Genomic DNA, 22,500 nt, shown 5'->3' on the forward strand with positions numbered 1-22,500 from the left:
CAAAAAAGCCGGTGCAGGGCACCGGCCAAAAGGCGTTGGAAAACTTGAAACGTCAGGGTATTACCAGTGCTTGCCGAGGCGGGCATCCAGGCTGAAAGCCCCTGCACCGGCCGCCGCCAGGGCCAGGAAACCACCGGCCACGGAGACGTTCTTCATGAACATCAGCATCTGCATCTGCTCGGCAGGCTGATAGTGGAAGATGAAGGCAGCCATCAGGGTGAAACCGGCCAGCAGCACGGAGAGGCTGCGGGTAAACAGGCCCAGCATGATGGCAAGACCGCCACCCAGCTCCAGCAGGATCACCAGGGGCAGCATGAACCCGGGCACGCCCATGGCTTCCATGTAACCCTGGGTACCGGCGTAACCGCCGATCTTGCCCCAGCCAGCCATCACGAACATCAGCGCCAGCAGTACACGACCCACCAGCAGTGCCACATCTTTCATCTTGTCCATCGTCATATTCCTTTGCTTACCATCATGGTATTTACAGTGTAAAAGCTAATTGTTAACTCATTCATTTCGCCAAGATTTTTCTATCAAGGCAGGTCAAACAGCAGGGCTTCACTCCCCCTGGAGGCGGTGAGCACCCAGCTCGACTCGTCGCGGCTGAGCAGCCCGTCGCCGGGTCGGGCAGCCAGACCGTTGCCGGTCAGCTCCCCTGAAATCATGTGCAGGTAACCATGACGCCCTTGCAGTGCCCACTCCAGGGTCTCCCCTTCTGCGAGCTGCAGACGCCACACTCTGGCCTGCTGGCGGATCCTGAAGGATCCCGCCTCGCCGTCCGGTGACGCCACCAGCGTCATCCCGGGCTTGTTTTCAATCTTCTTCTGCTGATAACCCGGGGTCGTGCCGTGTTCATTCGGCTCGATCCAGATTTGCAGCAGGGAGAGCGCCTCGGTCTGCGAGGGGTTGTACTCGCTGTGCCGGATGCCGGACCCTGCGCTCATCAGCTGGAAATCCCCCGCCGGGATCTGCTCGGCGTGGCCGAGGCTGTCCTTGTGCTCTATGGTGCCTTGCAGCACGCAGGTGAGGATTTCCATGTTGGCGTGAGGGTGGGTCGCGAAACCGCCACCCGGCGCCACCCGATCCTGATTGATGACCCGCAGGGCAGAGTGTCCCATCCATTCCGGGTCATAGTAGTGACCGAAGGAGAAGCTGTGACGGGCATCCAGCCAGCCAAAGTTGGCCTTGCCCCGTGCTTCTGCGGCTCTCAATTTCATCATGGTGTGCTCCTCACTGACCAAGTTGGTTCATTAACGCTGGCGACCGTCACCCAGACCGAAGGGGATGCGGTAGCTGCTGCTTTCGTTGCCCAGGCTCACCGTCAGCTTGCCCTGGGTACGGCTCGGGATGGCGACCTGCTGGGTGCCCATCAGGTTAGCGTGGACGGAAGCCAGCAGATCACCGGACTCGTCGCGCACCTCCAGCATGGGGTTGGCCTTGCCGTCCATCGCGGCGGTGGCGCTCCAGTTGACGAACAGCACGCCCGGGGCGGCATTGAAGTCAGCGGGAACGGAAGCCTGGGCGGCACCTGCGGTCATCAGGCCTGCAACGGCCAGCATCTTGATTACGTTTTTCATGTTCATTCACTCTCTTGGGTTTTATGTCATTGCCAAGGCCCCTTGGGCCCGAATCAATGCATCCATGCAAGAGATCATTCAAATACTATGTTGTTCTTTTGCTGACATCAGACATCGTGTTTGGGGATGTCTCAGCCCGGAACTACCTTTTATTTGGCTGCCAGGCGTTCCTGCCTAAGCGTTGATTGAATATTAAAGTGACTTCCCCTAAGTTGTTAGCGAGATAATCTGGCAAACACATTCAAAAAAATTGAAGGTTGGATATGGCCAAGGAATCGAACAAGGAGCGGGCGCTGACCCTGGAGGCGATCCGGGTGCTGGACGCCATCGACCGTCGTGGCAGCTTCGCGGCGGCGGCCGACGAGCTGGGCAAGGTGCCTTCGGCGCTGAGCTACACGGTACAAAAGCTGGAAGACGAGCTGGACGCCATGCTGTTCGACCGCAGCGGCCACAGGACCAAGTTCACCCCGGCGGGCCGCATGCTGCTGGAGCGGGGCCGGGTGCTGCTGGAGGCGGCCGAGCACCTGGTGGGGGAGACCCGGGCCCTCTCCCGTGGCTGGGAGACCGACATCACCATCGCCGTCGATGCCTTGATGCCGGTACAGGCTCTCTACCCCCTGGTGGATCGGCTGGCCGAACAGACCGATACCCGGCTGAGGTTTCGCGCCGAGGTGCTGGCGGGCAGTTGGGAGTGCCTGGAAGATGGCCGCGCCGACCTGCTTATCTCCTCTCTCAATGCCGATATCGCCATGACCGGCATCAAGCACCAGGTACTCAGGGAGGAGGTGATGCTCTACGTCGCCCACCCCGATCACCCCCTGCATCAGGAACCCGAGCCCCTGGCGGACGAGACCCTGCGCCGCTATCGCGCCATCGCGGTAGCCGACACGGCACTGCGCAAGCCGGTGCTCACCTACCGCCTGCTCGACAAGCAGCCGCGCCTGACCGTCAGCACCATGGGGGAGAAGCGGGACGCCCTGCTGGCGGGGCTCGGCATCGGCACCATGCCGCAACGCTGGATTGAAGAGGACATCAAGGCGGGCAGACTCAAGGTGATCAGTCCCGAATATCGCCACCAGATCCAGGTCGTGCTGGCCTGGCGGCGGGACACCATGGGCAAGGCCAAGAGCTGGCTGGTGCGGGAGATCCCCAAGCTGTTTGCCGGTCAGGGGGAATAAAGGACTGCCTTCCGGGGTCGGTGGCGCAGGAAGTACCAAAACTGCGCCCCATTCTTGACGACGGGCTCAGATTCGGAGAAAAGAAAAAAAGCGGACCTCTTGCGAGTTCCGCTCAATGCCAGGAAAGAATAAAACCTTGCGGTTAAAAAAACCCTTAAATTGGAAGCAAACAATCGTTTTCTCAACCAGGAAGGTATTGAATCCGATTCGTGTTGAATTATGTGCGATGTAATATGCATCACCAGCAAAATGTTGAAAGGTTGAAGGATATGCACCACCGAGTGTCACTTTCTGCCACCTTGCACCACAACTGGTCAGGCCATTTCCGCCATTATCACCGGGTTACCCTCCTCTGGTTTTTCTAGGTGTCAAAATTTGAGCCCGATACAGACAAACCACTCAATTTCTGACACGACTAAAAATGCAGATAAAGGAATAGTTGCATGACCTACAGCCAGACACTGGCCAATCACATCCTCGACACCCTGAAGAAAACCCTGACCGACAAGGGGATCCGCTATCAGACCCTGGCAGAAGCCATGGGGGTTTCCATCGCCACCGTGAAGCGCATGATGAACAAGCCCTCCCTGCCGTTCGACACCCTGCTGGAGATCTGCCATCTGGTGGGACTCTCCTTCGAAGAGCTGCTGGACCGGACCCAGGATGCCCAGAGCCGCCGGGCCGTCTTTACCCAGGAGCAGGATGAGGCGTTTCACAAGGAGCCGGGGCTTTATGCCTTTCTCGCCAACATCTTCTGGCGCGACAAGACCCTTATCGATCTCAAGCGGGAGTACGGCCTGACCGATGCCTCCTGCTACCTCTATCTGCGCAAGCTGGAGAAGCTCGGCATCCTGCAGCTTGGCATCGACAACAGCTACCACTTCCTCATCAGCGAGCGCATCAGCTTCGAGCAGCACAGCCGCTTCGCCCGCCAGCAGGCGCGCCAGGCCATGTCGGTGCTGGGGGACTATCTGGTGGAGAACATGCACAGGCCCAACAACTACATGGCGCTGTGCCAGCTCCATCTGGGGGAGAGCGAGGCCATGGCGCTGATCGATCGCATGAAGGAGTACTGGCATCAGGAGCTCAAGCTCAACCGCCCCGCCATCGGCCAGCGGGAGGGCAGCAAGACCTACACCATGTCACTGCAACTGGCGGACTGCGGCTACCAGAGCTTCGACGATCTGATCCCCAACATCGACAACTGATCCCGGTGGATCCTGCGGGATCCGCCATGTCAGTCCCAGAACGCCGCTACTCTGCCAGTTGCACCTGCCGCGCGCCGGTGGCGAGCGGTTGCAGTGCCCGGGTATCCAGGCAGATGCGGATGGCGTCCGGTCGCCAGTGCTCGATGTCGCAATCCACCAGCTTCCCCTCCTCGTCATGATTGACCCGCACCAACCGCAGCACGGCGCTCCCCTGGGCCAGGTTGAGGGCGCGGGCTATCTCTCCCCGTGCCGCCGACGGGGTGATCTCAAGGCTCGCCCAGCCCTGGCCTATGCCATAGCGCTGTCGGTAAAGCTCGGTGAGGGAGCTGGCCAGGGGAGCGCTGGCGATGCCGGGGAAGCGGCTCGCCAGCAGGTGATGGCTGACGTGCAGCACCGGGCGACCGTCGATCAGCCGCTGGCGGCGGATCTCGTAGAGCGGCGTAAAGGGTTCCAGACCCATCCAGCGGCACAACTCGCTGCTGGCAAGCTGGTTGCCATGGGCCAGCACCCGGGTCTCGGCGGTGCGCTGCTGCTCGCCAATCCACTGGTGAAAGTGGGTGTGGATGGCGGGATCGTAGGTGAGGCGAGGCGGCGCCACGAACCAGCCACGCCGCTCGGCCCGGTAGATGAGGCCGTCCGCCTCGAGGCTGGAGAGCGCCTCCTTGATGGTGATGCGGGTGGTGGCGAATCGCTCGCTCAGGGCCCGTTCGGCGGGCAGCTGCTGCCCCGCCGCCAGGTGTCCGCTGCCGATATAGCGGCGCAGGGTCCAGCAAATCTGTTCGCACTTGGAGGGTATGCGGCCATCAGTCATCCCCTGTTCACTCAATCGCTCTGTCACTGTCACATCCCTGTCGGTCATTCGGGTTTGCACACCACTGGAGTAGACCAGAGGTTGTCGACCCCGAGTTGTAACCGCCCCTGATGACAGCGCCATGACAGGGCGATTGTCACGAAACTGCCATCAAAGCGCCCCGCCACCGTCATATTTCCCCTCTAGCATCCCTCTCGAACCTTAACTGACCTAGTCCAGAGGGATGGGATGATGAAAAGCGTGATCGCAAGTGCACTGGCCCTGGTGGCCATCAGTCAACCGCTGTTTGCCGCCGAGAACATCGCGGATCTCGAAAAAGCCGCCCGCGGTGAGGGCCAGCTCCAGAGCGTCGGTATGCCGGACAGCTGGGCCAACTGGAAGGACACCTGGCAGCAGCTCGGCAGCCTCTACGGCATCAAGCATCAGGATACCGACATGAGCTCGGCCCAGGAGATCGCCAAGTTCGCCGCCGAGAAGGCCAACGCCACCGCCGACATCGGCGACGTGGGCGGTGCCTTCGGTCCGGTGGCGGTCCAGCAGGGGGTCACCCAGCCCTACAAGCCCTCCACCTGGGCCGACATTCCGAACTGGGCCAAGGACGCCGACGGCCACTGGATGCTGGCCTATACCGGCACCATCGCCTTCCTGATCAACAAGGATCTGGTCAAGGCCGCCCCCACCAGCTGGCAATCCCTGCTGGGCGGCGACTACAAGGTGACCCTGGGTGACGTGGGCGTGGCCTCCCAGGCCAACAACGGCGTGCTGGCGGCGGCCTATGCCACCGGCGGCAGCGAGAAGAACCTCAAGCCCGCGCTGGAGCTGTTCGGTCAGCTGGCCAAGCAGGGTCGCCTGTCGCTGAACGACCCGACCATCGCCAACATCGAGAAGGGCGAGGTGGAAGTGGGCGTGCTGTGGGACTTCAACGCCCTGAACTACCGCGACCAGATCGACCCCAAGAAGTTTGATGTGGTGATCCCGAGCGACGGATCCGTCATCGCCGGCTACACCACCATCATCAACAAGTGGGCCAAGAACCCCAACGCCGCCAAGCTGGCCCGTGAATACATCCTCTCCGATGCGGGGCAAATCAACCTGGCCCGTGGCTACGCCCGCCCGATCCGCAGCAACGTGACCCTGCCGGATGACGTCAAGGCCAAGCTGCTGCCGGCCGAGCAGTATGCCAAGGCCAAGCCGGTGCAGGATCACGCCGCCTGGGAGCAGAGCTCCAAGGCCCTGCCGCGCCAGTGGCAGGAAACCGTCATGATCAACATGCAGTAAGGGAATCCAGTGCAACACAAGGTGATAGTGGTACTTGTGGATGGTCTGGCAGCCGAGGTAGCCCACTGCATGGGCTACCTCGGTGGCATGGTGGAGGCGGGGCGGGGCCTGCATACGACCCTGAGTGCCGCCCTGCCGTCTCTCTCCCGGCCCCTCTACGAGTGCATCCTGACCGGCGTGCCACCGGTGGCGAGCGGCATCACCCACAACGGGGTGACGCGCCTGAGCCAACACGAATCCATCTTCCATCTCGCCCGCGCCGCGGGCAAACGCACCGCGGCCGCGGCCTACTACTGGGTGAGCGAGCTCTACAACCAGAGCCCCTGGCTGGCGGCCCGCGATCGCTTTACCCACGACGAGCAGCTGCCGATCCAGCACGGCTGCTTCTACTGGGATGACGCCTACCCCGACAGCCATCTGCTGATGGACGGCGAGTGGCTGCGCAGCCAGTACGACCCCGATTTTCTGCTGATCCACCCGATGGGGGTGGACGATGCCGGCCACAAGTGTGGCCTCGATTCCCGCCAGTACCGCAATCAGGCGCGCCGCATGGACAGCCTGCTGGCCGACCTGCTGCCCCAGTGGCTGGCAGAGGGGTATCAGGTGGTGATCACCTCGGACCACGGCATGAACAACGACCTGAGCCACGGCGGCACCCTGCCCGAAGAGCGCGCGGTGCCGCTCTGGCTGTTTGGCGATGCCTTCGTCGAGCGCTGGCCGGATGGGGTGGCGATTGCCCAGACCCAGCTCTGCGCCCTGATGGCGGATCTGCTGGGCATTTCCCACGACAAGCCGGCAGCGCCACCGCTGCTCAAGGCCGCCTTTATGCGCGAGGTGCACTGATGATGCCTGCCACCACCGAGATCCTCGTGGATCAACCCGTGGCAACCAAGCAGAAGGTGCGCCGCCACTGGCTGCCCGCGCTGGTGCTGCTGCCGTTTATCCTCTTGATGATCCTGTTCCAGCTCGCCCCCATGGTGTGGGTGCTGGTGGGCAGTTTCCAGACCCCGGATGGCTGGGGCATCACCTACTACCGGGAGATTTTGAGCTCCCCCTTCTATCTGCAATCGTTCGGCAACTCCTTGCGCATCGCCGGTATCGCCAGTCTGGCGGGGCTTGCCATCGGCACCCTCGGGGCGGCGGCGCTGCGCCATAGCGGCGAGCGGGTCAAGCGGGTGCTGCTGGCCTTCGTCACCATGACCGGCAACTTCAGCGGGGTGCCGCTGGCATTCGCCTTTATCATCATTCTCGGCATCAACGGCGCGGTGACCCTGCTGCTGAAATCCTGGGGCCTTATCGACGGCTTCAACCTCTACTCGGGCAGCGGTCTTATCCTGATTTACACCTACTTCCAGATCCCCCTCGCCCTGCTGCTGCTCTACCCGGCGTTCGACGCCCTGCAGGATGAGTGGCCGCAAGCGGCCGCGTTGCTCGGCGCGAGCAAGGGGCAGTATGTGTGGCACGTGGCACTGCCGGTGCTCACCCCTGCCCTGCTCGGCACCCTGATCATCCTGTTTGCCAACGCGGTGGGGGCCTATGCCTCTGCCTACGCTCTCACCACCGGCAACTTCAACCTGGTGACCATCCGGGTGGCCAGTCTGGTCTCCGGCGACATCTTCCTCGAGCCGAATCTCGCGGCGGCGCTGGCGGTGATCCTGATGGTGCTGCTGGGGGTGGTGACAGCCGCCAACCAGTGGCTGCTGAAAAAGAGCTATGTGAACAAGGGGCAATCCCATGCATGATTTAACGCCGCGCTGGCCCAGATGGGTGCTGGGGGCGCTGGTCGCCACCCTGCTGCTGCCGCTGCTGGCCACCTTTCTCTACTCCATCTCCACCCGCTGGGGGGCGACCCTGCTGCCGGACGGCTTCACCCTCGACTGGTATCTCAAACTCTGGGGTGACCCGCGCTTTCTGGCGGCCTTTGGCCGCAGCCTCCTGGTCTGTTTCGCCACCCTGCTGCTGGGGACCCTGGTGCTGGTGCCCACCGTGCTGGTGGTGGCCTACTACTTCCCCAGGCTGGATCCCTGGATGAACCTCTTGATCCTGCTCCCCTTCGCGGTGCCGCCCGTGGTCTCCTCGGTGGGCTTGCTGCAGATCTACGCTGACGGCGTGCTGCCGATTATCGGCACGCCCTGGATCCTGATCGGGACCTGGTTCACCGTGGTGCTCCCCTTCATGTACCGGGCGCTGGCCAACAGCCTGCAAGGGGTGCCGCTCAAGGATCTGATGGATGCCGCTCACCTGCTGGGGGCGAGCAGCGCCCGCGCCTTCCTGCTGGTGGTGATCCCCTGCCTGCGCAAGGGGCTGCTGGCGGCGCTGTTTCTCTCGCTGTCCTTCCTGCTCGGGGAGTTCGTGTTTGCCAACATGCTGGTGGGCACCCGTTACGAGACCCTGCAGGTCTACCTCTACAACATGCGTGCCACCTCGGGCCACTTCACCAGCGCACTGGTGATGAGCTACTTCCTGCTGACCCTGCTGCTCACCTGGGCGGCCAACAGATTTCATCGGTGAATCAACATGTTCCATCTAGAAGTGAATCAACTGCACAAATCCTACGGCGACACCAAGGTGTTCGAGGGAATTGAATTCGGCATTCGCAAGGGGGAGTTGGTGACCCTGCTCGGCCCCTCCGGCTGCGGCAAATCCACCCTGCTGCGGGCGCTGGCCGGGCTCACCCCGGTGGATGGCGGTCAGGTGCGGGTGGCCGGTGAGGACATCACCTGGCAGGAGCCCCAGAAGCGGGGCATCGGCATGGTGTTCCAGAGCTATGCGCTGTTTCCCAACATGACGGTGTGGGACAACGTCGCCTTCGGCCTCAAGATGAAACCCCAGCCGGGGCGGGATCTCGCCGCCAGCGTGCAGGAGGCGCTAGAGCTGGTGGAGCTGACCGGCTTCGAGCGCCGCTATCCGGCCGAGCTCTCCGGCGGCCAGCGCCAGCGAGTGGCGCTGGCCCGGGCTCTGGTGGTGCAACCGCGGATCCTGCTGCTGGATGAGCCGCTCTCGGCGCTGGATGCCCGCATCCGCCGCAGCCTGCGCCAGCAGATCCGCGAGATCCAGCAGCGCCTCGAGCTCACCACCATCTTCGTGACCCACGATCAGGAGGAGGCGCTGACCCTGTCGGATCGGATCTTCCTGATGAACAAGGGGTCCATCGTCCAGAGCGGCACACCGGAGCAGATCTACACCCGCCCCGCCAGCGAGTTCGTGGCGGGCTTTATCGGCAACTACAACCTGCTGGGTGGCGAGCAGGCCAAATCCCTGTTCGGCCCGCGCTTTCGCGGCAAGCTGGCGCTGCGGCCAGAGTCCATCACCCTGCTGCCCGCCGGGGCGGTCAGCCACGAGCCCAGCCTGCCCGGCATCGTTCGCCAGCAGCAGCTGCTCGGCAACGTCATCCGCTATCAGGTGGAGTGCGAGGCAGGGCTGTTGACGGTGGATTGCCTCAACCGCCGTGCCGGCGATCTGCTGCCGGTGGGCAGCGCCGTGACCCTGGTGGTGGCCCGAGATCAACTCTGTGAGGTAGCATAACGCCATGAATCCCATTCATTTTTCAGCCAGTACTCCGATGCTGGCAGCCAACCCGAGGAGCAGCCATGGCCCTGGCACTGTTTGATCTGGACGAGACCCTTATTGCCGGGGATTCCGCCAGCCTCTGGCTGGAGTACATGGTGGCCCAGGAGCTGGCCCCGGCGGGCATGGTGGCCGAGGAGCAGGCCATGATGTCCCTCTACCATCAGGGCAAGATGGACATGCACCAGTACATGGCCTTCACCCTGCAACCGCTGGCAGGCAAGACGCGCCAGTGGCTCGACTCCCTCTGCACCCGCTTTGCCGAACAGGTGCTGCGGGAGCGCCTCTACCCCGAGGGGCTGGCCCGCATCGAGTGGCACCGCCAGCGTGGCGACGAGCTGGTGCTCATCTCCGCCTCCGGCGAGCATCTGGTGGCCCCCATGGCGCAGATGCTGGGGATGGATCACTGCGTGGCCATCCTGCTCGACGAGGAAGCCGGCATGCTGACCGGCCAGACCCGCGGCACCCTGAGTTTTCGCGAAGGCAAGGTGGCCCGCATCAACCAGCTCTTTGCCGGAAAGGAACACCTCTGGCAGGAGAGCTTCGGCTACAGCGATTCCCACAACGATCTGCCCATGCTGCAGGCGGTGAGCCATCCTCATGCGGTCAATCCGGCCCCCGCCCTGCGCCAGTGCGCCGAGGAGCTGGGATGGCCCCTCTGGACCTGGCAGTTGCACCCTTGATCCGCGCAATGAAGAAGAGGCCCTCAGGCCTCTTCTTTGCTCAACATGCCATCCCCTGAGGGCGAGTCGTCCCGGGGAGCCAGGGGATCCACCATGTAGATGCGATTCTTGCCGTCACCCTTGGCGCGATAGACCTCGGCATCGACCATGATCAGCAGGCTCCTGGCCCCAAGCCCGGGGGCACTCGCCACCAGGCCGCCGCTGAAGGTGATCCCAAGACCGGGTTCACGCCAGTGCAGGGAGGCCACCCCAATCCTGTACTGCTCCAGCAGCATTTGGCAGAAGTGGATATCGGGATTGGCAAACAGCACCACCAGCTCTTCCCCGCCATAGCGGCATACCCAGCCATGATCCCCCAGCAGCTTGGCGCCAAAGCTGGCCACCCGCTTGAGCACCACGTCCCCGGTCTGGTGACCATAGGTGTCATTGATCCGCTTGAAACCGTCCAGATCGATCATGGCCAGGCAGAAGCGGTCCTGATCGAGCAGCAGCCGATTCAACCGCTCGTCGAAGAAGCGCCGGTTGTAAAGGCCGGTCAGCTTGTCGAGGTTCGCCTGCTGGCGCACCTCGTGATAATCCTTGCTCACCTCCGCCAGCTCGGCATAGACGTGCCTGAGCTCGCGCATCCCCCCCTGGTGCACCTCGTCAGGCTGGGTCCGGCTGGCCCGGATCACGGTGGCGATCTCGTCCAGCATCCGCCTGAAATAACGGGACCAGATCAGTGCCAGCACCATGTAGAGCACGCTGGCCAGCACGATGATCCCGAGCACGTTGAGGGAGGCGCTCGCCACCACCGCTTGGATGCTGGAGGCAGGCAACACGCTGATCAGCACCCAGTTGTGGTCCGGCAGACGGCTGTAGGCCACGAACTGGCGAGACGCCTGATCCAGGAAGATGCCGTCCTCTCCGCTGAAGCGGGAAAGCCAGGTCGGGTTGGTCATGGGCTTGAGCAGTTGTGAGGGATCGGGGTGGGCCAGCACCTTGCCCGACTGGTTGACGATCATCTGGTAGCCGCTGTTCCACTGCCGGTTCAGCTGGGCGGAGAAGGGGGCCAGGATGGCATCCACCGCGAAGACCCCCCGCACCTTGCCCTCCTTGTCGGTGATGGCCCGCGCCAGGGCGATCACCAGCGTGCCGTTGGTGTAGTCGTAGTAGGGTTCGGTCCAGACCATCTTGCCCACATGCTGGCTGGCCAGCTGATACCAGGGGCGCACCCTGGGATCGAAGTCCGCATCCGCCTGCCATTCGGGGTAGATCAGCATCTGGCGCTCGGCGGTGCCCACATAGATGTAGATGAGATCAGCCATCACCCCCTTGTAGAGACGCCACTCCCTGAGATAGGAGTCGGTGTTGCGCAGACGGGGGCCGCTGATGTCCTCCACCTTGACCTGGTCGTAGATGAGGGAGAACTGACGCTCCATCTCGTTCAGGTAGGGTTCGATGAAGACGTGGCGCAACTGGTGATTGGTGGCGAGCAGGCGCTGTTGCAGCTCTCGCTGCAGGCTGCGCTCCATGTGCAGGTAGTAGATGGCGCCCAGCATCAGGACGGGAATGAAGAGCAGAAGCAGGCCCAGGCGCATCCGTGCCACCAGGGACCAAGTCTTTTTGGAGACTGCTCGCTTATCCAACCCTGACTCCATGCTATCCCCTGACATCGTGTAGTGTCAGAATATCAGCCCCACCTGATGGCGTCCAAAGGGAAGCGCATCGGGTGGCCAACGAGAAGGAACTGGCCTGGATGTTGAAACCGGAACTGCTGACTGCCCTCCATTACTGCGCCGTGATCACCCTGACCGGTGCCATCACCTCGGAGTATTTCCTGTTCCGGCGCGGCATGTCCATCGAGCAGGTGCGCAAGCTGCTGCTGGCTGACAGCCTGGCCGCCCTGGCCCTGCTGCTCATCTTCATCACGGGCGTGCTGCTGGTGGTCGCCCATCCCCAGCCACCGGCCATCCTGTTTGCCAATCCGGGTTACCGCACCAAGCTGCTGATGTTCTTCGCCATGGCCATCAGCTTTGGCTATCCCAGCCGGCTGTTCCACCACTGGCGCCGATCCTTGCGCCAGGGACGGGCTCCCCTTGTCTCCACCCAGCAGCAGTTCTGGGTGATCTGGATCCTTAGGGGCAACCTGCTGCTGCTCGCCCTGCTGCCCCTGCTCGCCAAGCTGGCCAGCCGCTGATCCTGCCCTCGCCCGGCAACAAATGGCTGACGACAAACGCCCCTTCTCGCAGGTATCGTAATGGCGGGGCCCGAGTGCCGCCGAGACTCTTTCTCAGGGATGATTCCGTATGCGTTCAAACATGATGTTATTGATGGCCGCCGCCATCTGGGGGCTGGGCTTCGTTGCCCAGCGTCTGGGGATGGATCACATGGGGCCCTTCACCTTCAACGGCCTGCGCTTCCTGCTGGGCGCCCTCTCCCTGCTGCCGCTCTTGTGGTGGCTCAAGTCACGCCAGCCGCCCCAGCCTGCCGGTGATCACCGCCTGCTGCTGACTGGGGGCCTCATCGCCGGCACCGTGCTCTTTTCCGCCGCCTCCCTGCAACAGGTGGGGCTGCTCTACACCACGGCCGCCAAGGCGGGCTTCATCACCGGCCTCTACATCATCCTGGTCCCCGTCATCGGCCTGGCCCTGCGCCACAAGACCGGGGCCAACACCTGGGTAGGCGCCCTCATCGCCATGGCCGGGCTCTACTACCTCAGCGTCACCGAGGAGTTCACCATCGGCTACGGCGATCTGCTGCAAGTGATCGGGGCCCTGTTCTGGGCCGTGCATCTGCTGGTGCTGGATCACTACTCGAATCGGGTCGCCCCCATTCGTCTTGCCGGGGTGCAGTTCGTGGTGTGCGGCCTGCTCAGCCTGGCCACGGCCTTCGTCATCGAGACCCCGACGGCGAGTGGTGCCGTGGCGGGCTGGCAGGCGCTGCTCTACGCAGGTCTGGTCTCGGTCGGCATCGGCTATACCCTGCAGGTGGTGGGGCAGCGCGGTGCCCATCCGGCCCATGCCGCCATCATCCTCAGCCTAGAGACGGTGTTCGCCGCCATCGGCGGTGTCTTGCTGCTGGGGGAACATCTGGACGAACGGGCTGTGGTCGGCTGTGCCCTGATGCTGGCGGGGATGCTCATCTCCCAGATCCGCCTGCGCTGGTGGTGGAAGTCCCGCCGCAACAAGGTGCCCAGCCAGCCCTGATATCTGCGGTGGTCATGGACCCCAAATTGAACGAGGCGCCCTTGGGCGCCTCGTTTTATTGCCGCCTGCCTAGCGCACGCTGGAGCAGAAGCTCACGTCATCCCGCAGCGGGTCATTGCTCACGCTGTGATAGAGCTCGAAGCAGGGGCCGTCCCCAAAGGCGAGCCCGGCCGCGACGATATCGCCGATGTGCTCCTGCCAGCGCTCCCCGTACTGGCTGCGATCCGTGATGAGGTAGCGGGACTGGGCGTAGCGCCCGGCGGGGATGTGCTGAATTTCCACCTCCCCCGTCCCCAGGGTGCCCACCGGCACGCTGATGCCGATGTCGGTGCGGCACTGGGCCGGCGGCGTCACCTCGGGGTTGTCGTGGTAGATGAAGATCCACTCTCCTCCTTCCAGGCCACGGGGCGCGGCCCACTGGTGAAGGCGATGGCAGACGGCGTCATACCCTTCGCCATAGGGGCCGGTCACGCGGATATAGGCCAGGGTGCGGGCGTCCATCTCGACGGTGTTCATGGTGTTGCTCCTTGCTGATGAGTGGCCTTCAGCATAAGGGAGTGCCCCTTGCCATGCGTGTCCTTCCTTGCGATCCAGGTGTCCGTTCTTGCCCTTGTCGCGGCGAAACGCCCCTGGGGTGCAGCCATAGTGGCGGCGAAACGCCTTTGCGAAGGCCTGGGAGCTGCCAAGTCCCGCCCCCAGGGCGATGGCGGTAACGCTGGCATCGGTGTAGCAGAGCTGCCAGGCCGCCCGCTGCATCCGCAGGCGGCGGCACATCTCGCCGGGGGCCTCCCCCACCACGGCGGTGAACACCCGGTGGAAATGGTAGAGGGAGAGGCAAGCGCGACTCGCCAGCGCCTCGATGGAGAGATCCGGATCCTGCTCCAGTGCCCGCAGCACCGGCGTCAGGCGCTCGCGATAGTCGATCATCGGCGCACCCTGGCCATGTAGAGGGCATCCACCAGCACCCCATGACGCAGGCCGTAATCCCGGGCAACGCCCTCCTCCACAAAGCCCGCCTTGCGATAGAGGGCCAGGGCTGCCTGATTGTCGGCCCAGACCGTCAGCTCCACCCGCGTCAAGCCGAGCCAGTTGTCCGCCAGATCCAGCGCTGCCTGCATCAGGGCGGTGCCCACCCCGTGCCCGGCCCAGTCATCGTGTACCGCCATGCCGATGCTCGCCACGTGGCGGCGACGGGGGGCAGGCTCCACCATCAGGACCAGCGCGCCCGCCACCTCCCCATCGCACTCCGCCAGCAGGCTGTAGATGCCATCCCGCGGGGTCAGCTTCTGCTCCCACTGCTGCAGGGAGGGGAAGGGAAGTTGCAGGGTGCCCGCCTGGGCATGGGGCATGGCGTGAAGATCCCGCAGGGCGGCGGCATCTTCCGGCCCGGCGCGGCGAATGGTGATGGACATGAGACCTCCTGATTGGCTGAATCCCATCTTGCCGCAAGGCTGGCGTCTGTTTCCACCCCCATCAGCGAAACCAATCAAAGGGTTAGGCACACTCCATTGGCGCCGCTCCCCCACTTCCCCTAGTCTGGCGACTCATCACAAGGAGACCCGCCATGACCGACAAGACCCTGCGCAGCGCCAACGGCGCCCCCGTCGTCGACAACAACAACAGCCTCACCGCCGGCCCCCGCGGCCCCGTCCTGATGCAAGACATCTGGTTGATGGAGAAACTCGCCCACTTCGACCGCGAGCGCATTCCCGAGCGGGTGGTGCACGCCAAGGGCTCGGGCGCCTACGGCACCTTCACCGTGACCCACGACATCAGCGCCTTCAGCAAGGCCGACCTGTTCAACGCCGTCGGCAAGCAGACCCCGGTGTTCCTGCGCTTCTCCACCGTGGCCGGCGAGAAGGGGGCCGCCGATGCCGAGCGGGACGTGCGCGGCTTCGCCCTCAAGTTCTACACCGAGCAGGGCAACTGGGATCTGGTGGGCAACAACACCCCGGTGTTCTTCATTCGCGATCCCCTGAAATTCCCTGACTTCATCCACACCCAGAAGCGGGATCCCCGCACCAACCTGCGCAGCGCCACCGCCGCCTGGGACTTCTGGTCCCGCCACCCGGAATCCCTGCACCAGGTCACCATCCTCTTCAGCGATCGCGGCATCCCCAGGAGCCTGCGGGAGATGAACGGCTACGGCAGCCACACCTTCAGCTTCATCAACTCGGCCAACGAGCGCTTCTGGGTCAAGTTCCACTTCAAGACCGAGCAGGGCCACCGCTTCTACACCGATGAAGAGGCGGCCACCGTCGTCGGTCAGGACAGAGAGACCAGCCAGGCGGATCTGTTCAACGCCATCGAGCGGGGGGACTTCCCGCGCTGGAAGGTCTATGTGCAGGTGATGCCAGAGGCCGAGGCCCAGACCTACTCGATCCACCCGTTCGACCTCACCAAGGTATGGCCCCACAAGGACTACCCGCTCATCCCGGTGGGCGTGCTGGAGCTCAACCAGAACCCGGACAACTACTTCGCCCACGTGGAGCAGGCCGCCTTCACCCCGGCCAACGTGGTGCCCGGCATCGGCTTCTCGCCGGATCGCATGTTGCAGGGGAGGCTCTTCTCCTACGGTGACACCCAGCGCTACCGCCTCGGCGTCAACCACGGCCTGCTGCCGGTCAACGCCCCGCGCTGCCCGTTCCACCACGGCGCCCACCGCGACGGCGCCATGCGGGCGGACAGCAATGGCGGCGCCAGCCCCAACTACCAGCCAAACCGCTTCGGCACCCAGCAGCCGAGCGAGCAGCACGAACCGGCCCTGAGTCTGGAAGGGGCTGCCCTGCACTACGATTTTCGCGACTACGACAGCGACTACTACAGCCAGCCGGGGGATCTCTTCCGCCTGATGGACGAGGGGCAGCGTGCCCGCCTCGCCGCCAACCTGGCCCGCTCCCTCATCAATGTGGAGGATGACGCCATCGTCGCGGCCCAGCTCAGGCACTTCGAGCAGGCCGACCCCGAGTACGCCAAGCGGGTCGAGCTGGCCCTGGCCGCCCTGCAACGCTGAGTCGCAGGCAGCCAACCTCTGCAAAAGCAAAACGGGGGCCTGATGGCCCCCGTTCTCGCATGACGGTCTTTGATGAATGAAAAACGCAGCCAGAGGCTCCGTTTTTCCATGCCGCATCCATCCCGGACGCAGCGCCCTCGCGCGCTTCCCGTCCCCTTGCCAACAAGGGTTTGTACCGCCAGCTCACGACGGCAACGACGTTGTGCACTGGCAGAGCGGCACCATTATCCACCTGTGGTAATAAACCTGTCTGTGGTAATGCACTTTTAGTCACCCATAAAAACGGAGCCAGAGGCTCCGTTTTTCCATGCCGTATCCATCCCGGACGAAGTGCCCTCGCGCGCTTCCCGACCCTTGCCAACAAGGGTTTGTACCACCAGCTCACGACGGCAACGACGTTGTGCACTGGCAGAACGGCATCATTATCCACCTGTGGTAATAAACCTGCCTGCGGTAATGCACGTTTAGTCACCAATAAAAACGGAGCCCGAGGCTCCGTTTTTCAATGCAGTATCCATCCCGGGCGCAGCGCCCTCGCGCGCTTCCCGCTCCCTTGCCAACAAGGGTTGGTACCGCCAGCTCACGGCGGCAACGACGTTGTGCATTGGCAGAGCGGCACCATTGTCCACCTGTGGTAATAAACCTGCCTGCGGTAATACACGTTTAGTCACCAATAAAAACGGAGCCCGAGGCTCCGTTGTTCAATGCGGTATCAATCCCGGACGGAACGCGCTTCGCGCTCTTCCCGCTCCCTTGCCAACAAGCGTTTGTACCACCAGCTACTGCGACGACGTTGTGCATTGGAAGAGCGACGAGCCATTGCTTAGATCCCAGTCAAGAGAAGAAAGAGCCGCATTATGCGATAGAGATCACGCCCGTGTCTGTAGCTGGATCAAGAAAAGGCTCACTGGCCCACCCGGATCGTCCGCTGGTTGCCCTCCGGTTCACCACTCTGTGACGGCGTCGTCACCTCTCGCCAGATCAGGGGACCATTGGTCTCCATCGCCTGTTGCGGCGCGCACTCCAGCCAGAGCCCCCCCTGCTGGATACGGGCCCCCTGGGAGTATTTCTGATCCTGATACCAGCACACCCGCTCGGGCAGCGAACCAAGGGGCAGCACCAGCTCGGTGCCCACCGAGTGGCTGAGGGTGTTGGACGCCGGGGCGGCCAACGCGGGGAAGAGCCAGCCAAGGGCCAGCAGACAACCTGCACAACGGATCATGGGAATTCCTGTCACGGGGGAGTGAAAGTGTAAAGCGACCAGCAGAGCCCTCGACTTGACCAATAAATGTCGGCTCATCTGGCATTCCGGAAGCAATATGATAGCCTGCCTGCGCCCGCCAAGGCCTGTCAGGGCGCTGCCGTGGGCCCCCACCGGCATCGCCGGGATGTGGTAATGAGTAACCCTTAATAATCAGGTAATTAACTGGATATGTTGTCAATGCGTATCATGCCGTTGCTCAAGGCTGCCTGCCTGAGCCTGATGTTGTCCGCCTGTGTCGCCCCCCTGCTGATGATGAGCCCCACCAGCCAGCTGATGTGGGCCCTGCTCAAGCCGCTGGTCGGTTTCGATCCGAACGAGGCCAACCTGTTCGAGCAGCCGCTGATCAAGGACAGAATGACCGCCATGCTGGGGCCCAACTACGAGAGCACCATGCAGCTGCTCAAGACCGCCGACGAGCTGCAACAGGAGGGGCCGCTCTTTTACGTGGTCTCCCGCTACGCCCCGGTGCCGGACGTGGCCAAGCAGGCCGGCATGGTCTGGAACGCCGACACCAACCAGCTCGCCGTCATGGTGCAAAAAGGTGACGGGGCGACCCAGGTCTTCGGGGAAAACCTGACGGCCGCCACCCCGACCTGGCCCAGCGCCATGCAGGGCTGGCAGTCCCAGGCCACCCCGGCCGCCACGGCCCTGACCGGTGCCGGTCAGGGGCTCACGGGCGCGGGCAGTTCTCTGCTGGGCACCATGATGGGGGGCCTGCAACAGAGCGCCAGCAAGGCCCTGTCCGACTCCACCAGACAGGTGATCGGTAGTGCCGCCACCACGGCGCAGCAACAAGCGACCAAGGCGGCGAGCGACTCGGCCAAACAGGCCGCCAGCAGCGCAGCGACCATCAGTGCCGCCACCGCGGCGCAGCAGCAAACCGCCAAGGCGGTGAGCGACAGCGCCAAGCAGGCCGCCAGCAGTGCCGCCGCCATCAGTGCCGCAACCACGGCGCAGCAGCAAGCCGAAAAGGCGGTGAGCGACACCGCCAAACAGGCCGCCAGCAGCGCAGCGACCATCAGTGCCACCACCGCGCAGCAGCAAGCGACCAAGGCGGCGAGCGACAGCGCCAAGCAGGCTGCCAGCAGTGCCGCCGCCATCAGTGCCGCCACCACGGCGCAGCAGCAAGCCGCCAAGGCGGTGAGCGACAGCGCCAAACAGGCCGCCAGCAGTGCCGCAACCACGGCGCAGCAACAAGCCGTCAAGGCGGTGAGCGACAGCGCCAAGCAGGCCGTCAGCAGTGCAGCGGCCATCAGTGCCGCGACCAGTACGCAGCAGCAAACCACCAAGGCTGTGAGCGACAGCGCCAAGCAGGGCGCCAGCAGCGCCGCAACCATCAGTACCGCGACCACAGCGCAGCAGCAAGCGGCCAAGGCGGTGAGCGACAGCGCCAAGCAGGCCGCCAGCAGCGCCGCCGCCATCAGTGCCGCGACCAGTGCACAGCAGCAAGCGGCCAAGGCGGTGCAGCAACAGGGCGAGAAGCGGGAAGCGACTTCCGGCGCCCTGAGCGATCAGGCCAGGGCGGATGCCGAAGCGGAGCTGGAAAAACTGCTTAACTGACTTTTTTAAGCGTCATGCCACCATAAAAACAGGCCATCACATGATGGCCTGTTGGTTATCTGACCCGTAGCAGGGGAAGATCAGAAATGGCGGTCCTGCTCGGTGGGCTTGGCACCCTTCTCTTCGCTGTGCTCGATGGCGGTGCGGATAAGGTCGACGCCGGCCCGGATGATCAGCACCCCCATGTTGACCAGCTTGACACAGACCCACATGAAGGTGATGAGCAGGATCAGCTTGAGCACCGTCTGGAAGGCCTCCAGGAAGTTCTGCTCCAGCTGGGCGGTGAGCCCGTTGGCGCTGCTCATCAGCCAGGTGTACACCTCGCGCACGAAGGGGATCCGGCTCGGCATCTCCAGCACGTCCAGCGCCGCAGGCAGGGCCTGGAAGATGACGATGCTGCCAAACAGTATCAGGATGACGCCGATGGCAATCCCCAGAAAGAAACCGAACTGTCGCATGAAGAGCCCCACAATGTAGTGAATGAGAAGAACAATAGCCGCCAATACTAGGGACTGCCCGCGCAGACGGCAATCCTTGCGTCCCCGACAGGGTCGGTGCCCCCTGCAAGCCATTGCCCGGCCGTCTGATTTCTGTGACCCTTGTCCCCACTCCTTGCCCCTGGGTGTCATCATGTTTCGAGTCGTCTTCTGCCTGCTGCTGTTGCTGGGCGGTGCCCTGCCCGCCTCCCGCGCCGAATCCCCTCCCTCTGCGGCCGCCTGCGTGATCCGCCACCAGCAAGGGATCCTGCTGGTGCAGGACAGGCTCTCCTCGCGCTACAGCCTGAGCGGCGGTTACATCGACAGGGGGGAGACCCCGGAGCAGGCGGCCCTGCGCGAGCTGTTCGAGGAGACCGGCCTCCAGGGTCGCGTCACCGGCGAGCTGGGGCGCTGGCAACGGGCCAGGGTGTTCGCCTGCCAGACCCTGGAGCCCCTGCGGGTCCAGCGGGGGACGGGGTTTGTCTCCTTGCTCCAGGCCCCGGATCTCGGTGGCGAGATCCTGAACGCCAGGCTGATCGCGGCCGCCGACCTGCCCCCTGACCAGCGTCGCTTCCCGGCGCAGCTCGACTGGATAGCCCCGAGGCTGGCCGAGGTGCCCGAAAGCCAGGTGCTGTGGGTGACGGATTTCAGCGACGCGGCCAGTGAGCTGCACCGCGCCGAGTTGCCGCTGATCCAGCGCCTGCAACAATGGCTAGGGCCGGATGCGCTCTGGCCAAGGGCGTGCAATCTGCTGGGCTCGGCCCCCTTCCAGCTGGCGCTGCTGCCCTTGCTGCTGCCCCTGCTCGGCTGGTCCAGGCTGCGCCATCTGCTGTTTGCCATGGTGCTGCTCACCCTGGTGGTGAACCTGCTCAAGGCGGGCATCGGCTGGCCCAGGCCCTTCCACCTGCAACCCGAGCTGGCCCGCCAGAGTGCCCAGGGCTTCGGCATGCCGAGCGGCCACGCCGCCTCGACCCTGCTCTACTGGGGCCTGCTGCTTGGCTGGCTGCCGGCGCTGCGGGCATGGCAGGGGGCCCTGCTGGCCCTGTTGCTGGCTGGCGTGGCCGGGCTGGCCCGGGTCTGGCTGGGGGTCCACTTCCTCTCGGATGTGGTGGCCGGCCTTGCTCTGGGGGCCCTGCTGCTGGCACTGCGCGCCCCGCTGACGAAGCTGGCGGCACGCCCGCTCCCCTGGGCCGGGGTGCTCATCGCCAGCGCCCTCTCGGCCTGGCTCACCCAGTCCACCGCCCTGGCCGGGCTTGCCATGTTCACCCTGGGGCTGGTATCGGGTAATCTGCTATCACTCGAACGGAGCCCCACCCCCGCCCTGCCCGCCGCGCTGCTGACCCTGGCAGGGGGACTGGTCGTGGCAGGGCTCCTGTTCCTGGTGCCCGCGCTCACCAGCAGCTCTCTGCTGATCCTCGCGGGACAAGGGTGGCTCTTTGGCTGCCTGGGGTTCTGGCTCAGCGCCGGGCTCTGGTGGTCGTTGTCCGCTATCCGTCACGGTGCCCGAACCGGGCGCTCAACCCCTCGTTAAGGGAATGCCATGAATATGAAAAAAGTGGATTTGGCCAAGATCACCCTGGGCTTGCTGTTCCTCAGCCTGCTCATCATCTCGTGCTTCATGGTCTTGCGCCCCTTCCTGCCCGCCCTGGTGTGGTCGACCATGATCACCATCGCCACCTGGCCCCTGATGCAGATGGCCCAGCGCCTGCTGTGGGGCAAGCGCACCCTGGCGGCCTTGCTGATGACCAGCATCTTGCTGCTCATCTTCGTCATTCCCCTCTTCATGACGCTGGCCAACGTGGCGGAGAAGGCCCCCATGCTCATCGAGCTGGGCACCGAGCTCAGCCAATCCCCGCCCCCCGAGCTGCTCTGGTTGCAGCAAGTGCCCCTGGTGGGCGACAAGCTCTATGAGTTCTGGCAGCAGATCCTCGCGAGCGGCGGCCAGGTGCTGTTCACCAAGCTGGCCCCCTACTTCGGCCAGACCGCCCGCTGGCTGGCGGCCCAGGCGGGCAACCTCGGCCTGCTGTTCGTCCACTTCCTGCTGACCGTGGCCATCTGCGGCCTGCTCTACCACTCGGGAGAGAAGGCGGCAGAAGGCATTCGCCGCTTCGCCCACCGTCTGGCGGGCCAGCGCGGTGACAATGCGGTGGTGCTCGCCTCCCAGGCCATCCGCGCCGTCGCCATGGGGGTGGTGGTGACCGCCCTGGTGCAATCCTCGGTGGCGGGCCTGGGCCTGCTCATCGCCGGCATTCCCTATGTCATGGTGCTGGTGGTGCTGATGTTCCTGCTGATCGTCGCCCAGATAGGCCCCTTCCCGGTGCTGCTGGCCAGCGTCGGCTACCTCTACTGGAGCGGGGACACCACCTGGGGCACCTTCCTGCTGGTCTGGTCCCTGCTGGCGGGCACCATGGACAACTTCCTGCGCCCCTTCCTCATCAAGCGCGGGGCCGACCTGCCGCTGATCCTCATTCTGGTGGGGGTCATCGGCGGCCTGCTGGCCATGGGGATCATCGGTCTCTTCATCGGCCCCGTGGTGCTGGCGGTGGGCTACACCCTGCTGGATGCCTGGATCAAGGAAGATGACCAACCGGCGAGCGCTCTGGTGGAGCCGCCCAAGGCGCCGTGACGATTCATTCATCCCCGATGCAAAGAGCCGCCCCAGGGCGGCTCTTTTGTTTATTACCGTCCCATGCA

General features: G+C 64.0%; 23 protein-coding genes. 14 read left to right on the plus strand and 9 right to left on the minus strand.

Features of this window, described 5'->3' with window-relative positions; all coding sequences use genetic code 11:
• Positions 1-60: 60 nt before the first annotated feature.
• The 3 genes from I6L36_RS11045 to I6L36_RS11055 all read right to left on the minus strand — a co-directional run bounded on the left by I6L36_RS11045 (position 61) and on the right by I6L36_RS11055 (position 1,586).
• Entirely contained in the window at positions 61-453 is a 393-nt protein-coding gene (locus I6L36_RS11045; RefSeq protein WP_010675909.1) for a DoxX family protein, read from the minus strand.
• A gap of 83 nt (positions 454-536) precedes the next feature.
• Positions 537-1,223, minus strand: a complete 687-nt coding sequence (locus I6L36_RS11050) for a pirin family protein (RefSeq protein WP_109112080.1) — start codon at positions 1,221-1,223, stop codon at positions 537-539.
• A 30-nt stretch (positions 1,224-1,253) separates the two neighbouring features.
• Positions 1,254-1,586 (minus strand): hypothetical protein, encoded by a 333-nt coding sequence (locus I6L36_RS11055; protein ID WP_041211883.1) that lies wholly within the window; start codon positions 1,584-1,586, stop codon positions 1,254-1,256.
• Between the two features lie 257 nt (positions 1,587-1,843).
• On the opposite strand from I6L36_RS11055, the gene I6L36_RS11060 reads away from it, so the two are divergent.
• Together I6L36_RS11060 and I6L36_RS11065 are read left to right on the plus strand one after the other, a co-directional pair.
• A complete protein-coding gene (locus I6L36_RS11060) occupies positions 1,844-2,758 on the plus strand; it encodes a LysR family transcriptional regulator (RefSeq protein WP_010675912.1) in 915 nt (304 codons plus the stop codon).
• 443 nt (positions 2,759-3,201) lie between these two features.
• A complete protein-coding gene (locus I6L36_RS11065; RefSeq protein ID WP_010675913.1) occupies positions 3,202-3,966 on the plus strand; it encodes a helix-turn-helix transcriptional regulator in 765 nt (254 codons plus the stop codon).
• Between the two features lie 46 nt (positions 3,967-4,012).
• Here the strand turns inward: I6L36_RS11065 and I6L36_RS11070 are convergent, their stop codons facing one another.
• On the minus strand, positions 4,013-4,825 hold the full coding sequence (locus I6L36_RS11070; protein ID WP_162540529.1) for a UTRA domain-containing protein: 813 nt from the start codon (positions 4,823-4,825) through the stop codon (positions 4,013-4,015).
• A 183-nt stretch (positions 4,826-5,008) separates the two neighbouring features.
• On the opposite strand from I6L36_RS11070, the gene I6L36_RS11075 reads away from it, so the two are divergent.
• From I6L36_RS11075 to I6L36_RS11100, 6 genes are all read left to right on the plus strand, one after another.
• Positions 5,009-6,055 (plus strand): ABC transporter substrate-binding protein, encoded by a 1,047-nt coding sequence (locus tag I6L36_RS11075; RefSeq protein ID WP_109112070.1) that lies wholly within the window; start codon positions 5,009-5,011, stop codon positions 6,053-6,055.
• A gap of 9 nt (positions 6,056-6,064) precedes the next feature.
• Positions 6,065-6,898 carry an alkaline phosphatase family protein gene (locus tag I6L36_RS11080; protein ID WP_109112071.1) on the plus strand — a complete coding sequence of 278 codons (834 nt, stop codon included), beginning with the start codon at positions 6,065-6,067 and terminating at the stop codon, positions 6,896-6,898.
• Positions 6,898-7,797 (plus strand): ABC transporter permease subunit, encoded by a 900-nt coding sequence (locus I6L36_RS11085; protein ID WP_109112072.1) that lies wholly within the window; start codon positions 6,898-6,900, stop codon positions 7,795-7,797. Before I6L36_RS11080 ends, I6L36_RS11085 begins: the two co-directional genes overlap by 1 nt.
• Entirely contained in the window at positions 7,790-8,566 is a 777-nt protein-coding gene (locus I6L36_RS11090; protein WP_039040132.1) for an ABC transporter permease, read from the plus strand. The genes I6L36_RS11085 and I6L36_RS11090 overlap by 8 nt, the downstream gene beginning before the upstream one ends.
• Positions 8,567-8,572: 6 nt before the next feature.
• The gene (locus tag I6L36_RS11095; protein ID WP_109112073.1) at positions 8,573-9,580 is read left to right on the plus strand and encodes an ABC transporter ATP-binding protein; all 1,008 of its coding nucleotides are present in this window, start codon (positions 8,573-8,575) and stop codon (positions 9,578-9,580) included.
• A gap of 65 nt (positions 9,581-9,645) precedes the next feature.
• Entirely contained in the window at positions 9,646-10,305 is a 660-nt protein-coding gene (locus I6L36_RS11100) for an HAD family phosphatase (RefSeq protein ID WP_109112074.1), read from the plus strand.
• Positions 10,306-10,328: 23 nt separating this feature from the next.
• Here I6L36_RS11100 and I6L36_RS11105 read toward each other — a convergent pair whose 3' ends face one another.
• Complete coding sequence (locus tag I6L36_RS11105; RefSeq protein WP_109112075.1) at positions 10,329-11,933, minus strand: sensor domain-containing diguanylate cyclase; 1,605 nt, start codon at positions 11,931-11,933, stop codon at positions 10,329-10,331.
• 110 nt (positions 11,934-12,043) lie between these two features.
• On the opposite strand from I6L36_RS11105, the gene I6L36_RS11110 reads away from it, so the two are divergent.
• Together I6L36_RS11110 and I6L36_RS11115 are read left to right on the plus strand one after the other, a co-directional pair.
• Positions 12,044-12,484, plus strand: coding sequence for a DUF2214 family protein (locus I6L36_RS11110; RefSeq protein ID WP_029314852.1), 441 nt, complete (start codon positions 12,044-12,046; stop codon positions 12,482-12,484).
• Between the two features lie 109 nt (positions 12,485-12,593).
• Complete coding sequence (locus I6L36_RS11115; protein ID WP_042864813.1) at positions 12,594-13,493, plus strand: DMT family transporter; 900 nt, start codon at positions 12,594-12,596, stop codon at positions 13,491-13,493.
• A gap of 69 nt (positions 13,494-13,562) precedes the next feature.
• Here I6L36_RS11115 and I6L36_RS11120 read toward each other — a convergent pair whose 3' ends face one another.
• The gene (locus I6L36_RS11120; RefSeq protein WP_109112076.1) at positions 13,563-14,420 is read right to left on the minus strand and encodes a GyrI-like domain-containing protein; all 858 of its coding nucleotides are present in this window, start codon (positions 14,418-14,420) and stop codon (positions 13,563-13,565) included.
• Complete coding sequence (locus I6L36_RS11125) at positions 14,417-14,905, minus strand: GNAT family N-acetyltransferase (protein WP_109112077.1); 489 nt, start codon at positions 14,903-14,905, stop codon at positions 14,417-14,419. The genes I6L36_RS11120 and I6L36_RS11125 overlap by 4 nt, the downstream gene beginning before the upstream one ends.
• A gap of 152 nt (positions 14,906-15,057) precedes the next feature.
• On the opposite strand from I6L36_RS11125, the gene I6L36_RS11130 reads away from it, so the two are divergent.
• A complete protein-coding gene (locus tag I6L36_RS11130; RefSeq protein ID WP_109112078.1) occupies positions 15,058-16,506 on the plus strand; it encodes a catalase in 1,449 nt (482 codons plus the stop codon).
• Positions 16,507-17,410: 904 nt separating this feature from the next.
• On the opposite strand, the gene I6L36_RS11135 is transcribed toward I6L36_RS11130, so the two are convergent.
• Positions 17,411-17,728, minus strand: coding sequence for a YnjH family protein (locus tag I6L36_RS11135; protein WP_010675928.1), 318 nt, complete (start codon positions 17,726-17,728; stop codon positions 17,411-17,413).
• 219 nt (positions 17,729-17,947) lie between these two features.
• Between I6L36_RS11135 and I6L36_RS11140 the strand changes: the two genes are divergently transcribed.
• Complete coding sequence (locus I6L36_RS11140) at positions 17,948-19,330, plus strand: hypothetical protein (protein ID WP_216986689.1); 1,383 nt, start codon at positions 17,948-17,950, stop codon at positions 19,328-19,330.
• A gap of 80 nt (positions 19,331-19,410) precedes the next feature.
• Here the strand turns inward: I6L36_RS11140 and I6L36_RS11145 are convergent, their stop codons facing one another.
• A complete protein-coding gene (locus I6L36_RS11145; RefSeq protein WP_010675931.1) occupies positions 19,411-19,788 on the minus strand; it encodes a hypothetical protein in 378 nt (125 codons plus the stop codon).
• A 172-nt stretch (positions 19,789-19,960) separates the two neighbouring features.
• Here I6L36_RS11145 and I6L36_RS11150 point away from each other — a divergent pair, with 172 nt between their 5' ends.
• On the plus strand, positions 19,961-21,337 hold the full coding sequence (locus I6L36_RS11150) for a phosphatase PAP2 family protein (protein WP_216986690.1): 1,377 nt from the start codon (positions 19,961-19,963) through the stop codon (positions 21,335-21,337).
• A 9-nt stretch (positions 21,338-21,346) separates the two neighbouring features.
• The gene (ydiK, locus tag I6L36_RS11155; protein ID WP_029314855.1) at positions 21,347-22,432 is read left to right on the plus strand and encodes an AI-2E family transporter YdiK; all 1,086 of its coding nucleotides are present in this window, start codon (positions 21,347-21,349) and stop codon (positions 22,430-22,432) included.
• Positions 22,433-22,500: the final 68 nt, after the last annotated feature.

This window comes from Aeromonas sp. FDAARGOS 1406 (assembly GCF_019048565.1).
Lineage (GTDB): Bacteria > Pseudomonadota > Gammaproteobacteria > Enterobacterales > Aeromonadaceae > Aeromonas > Aeromonas caviae.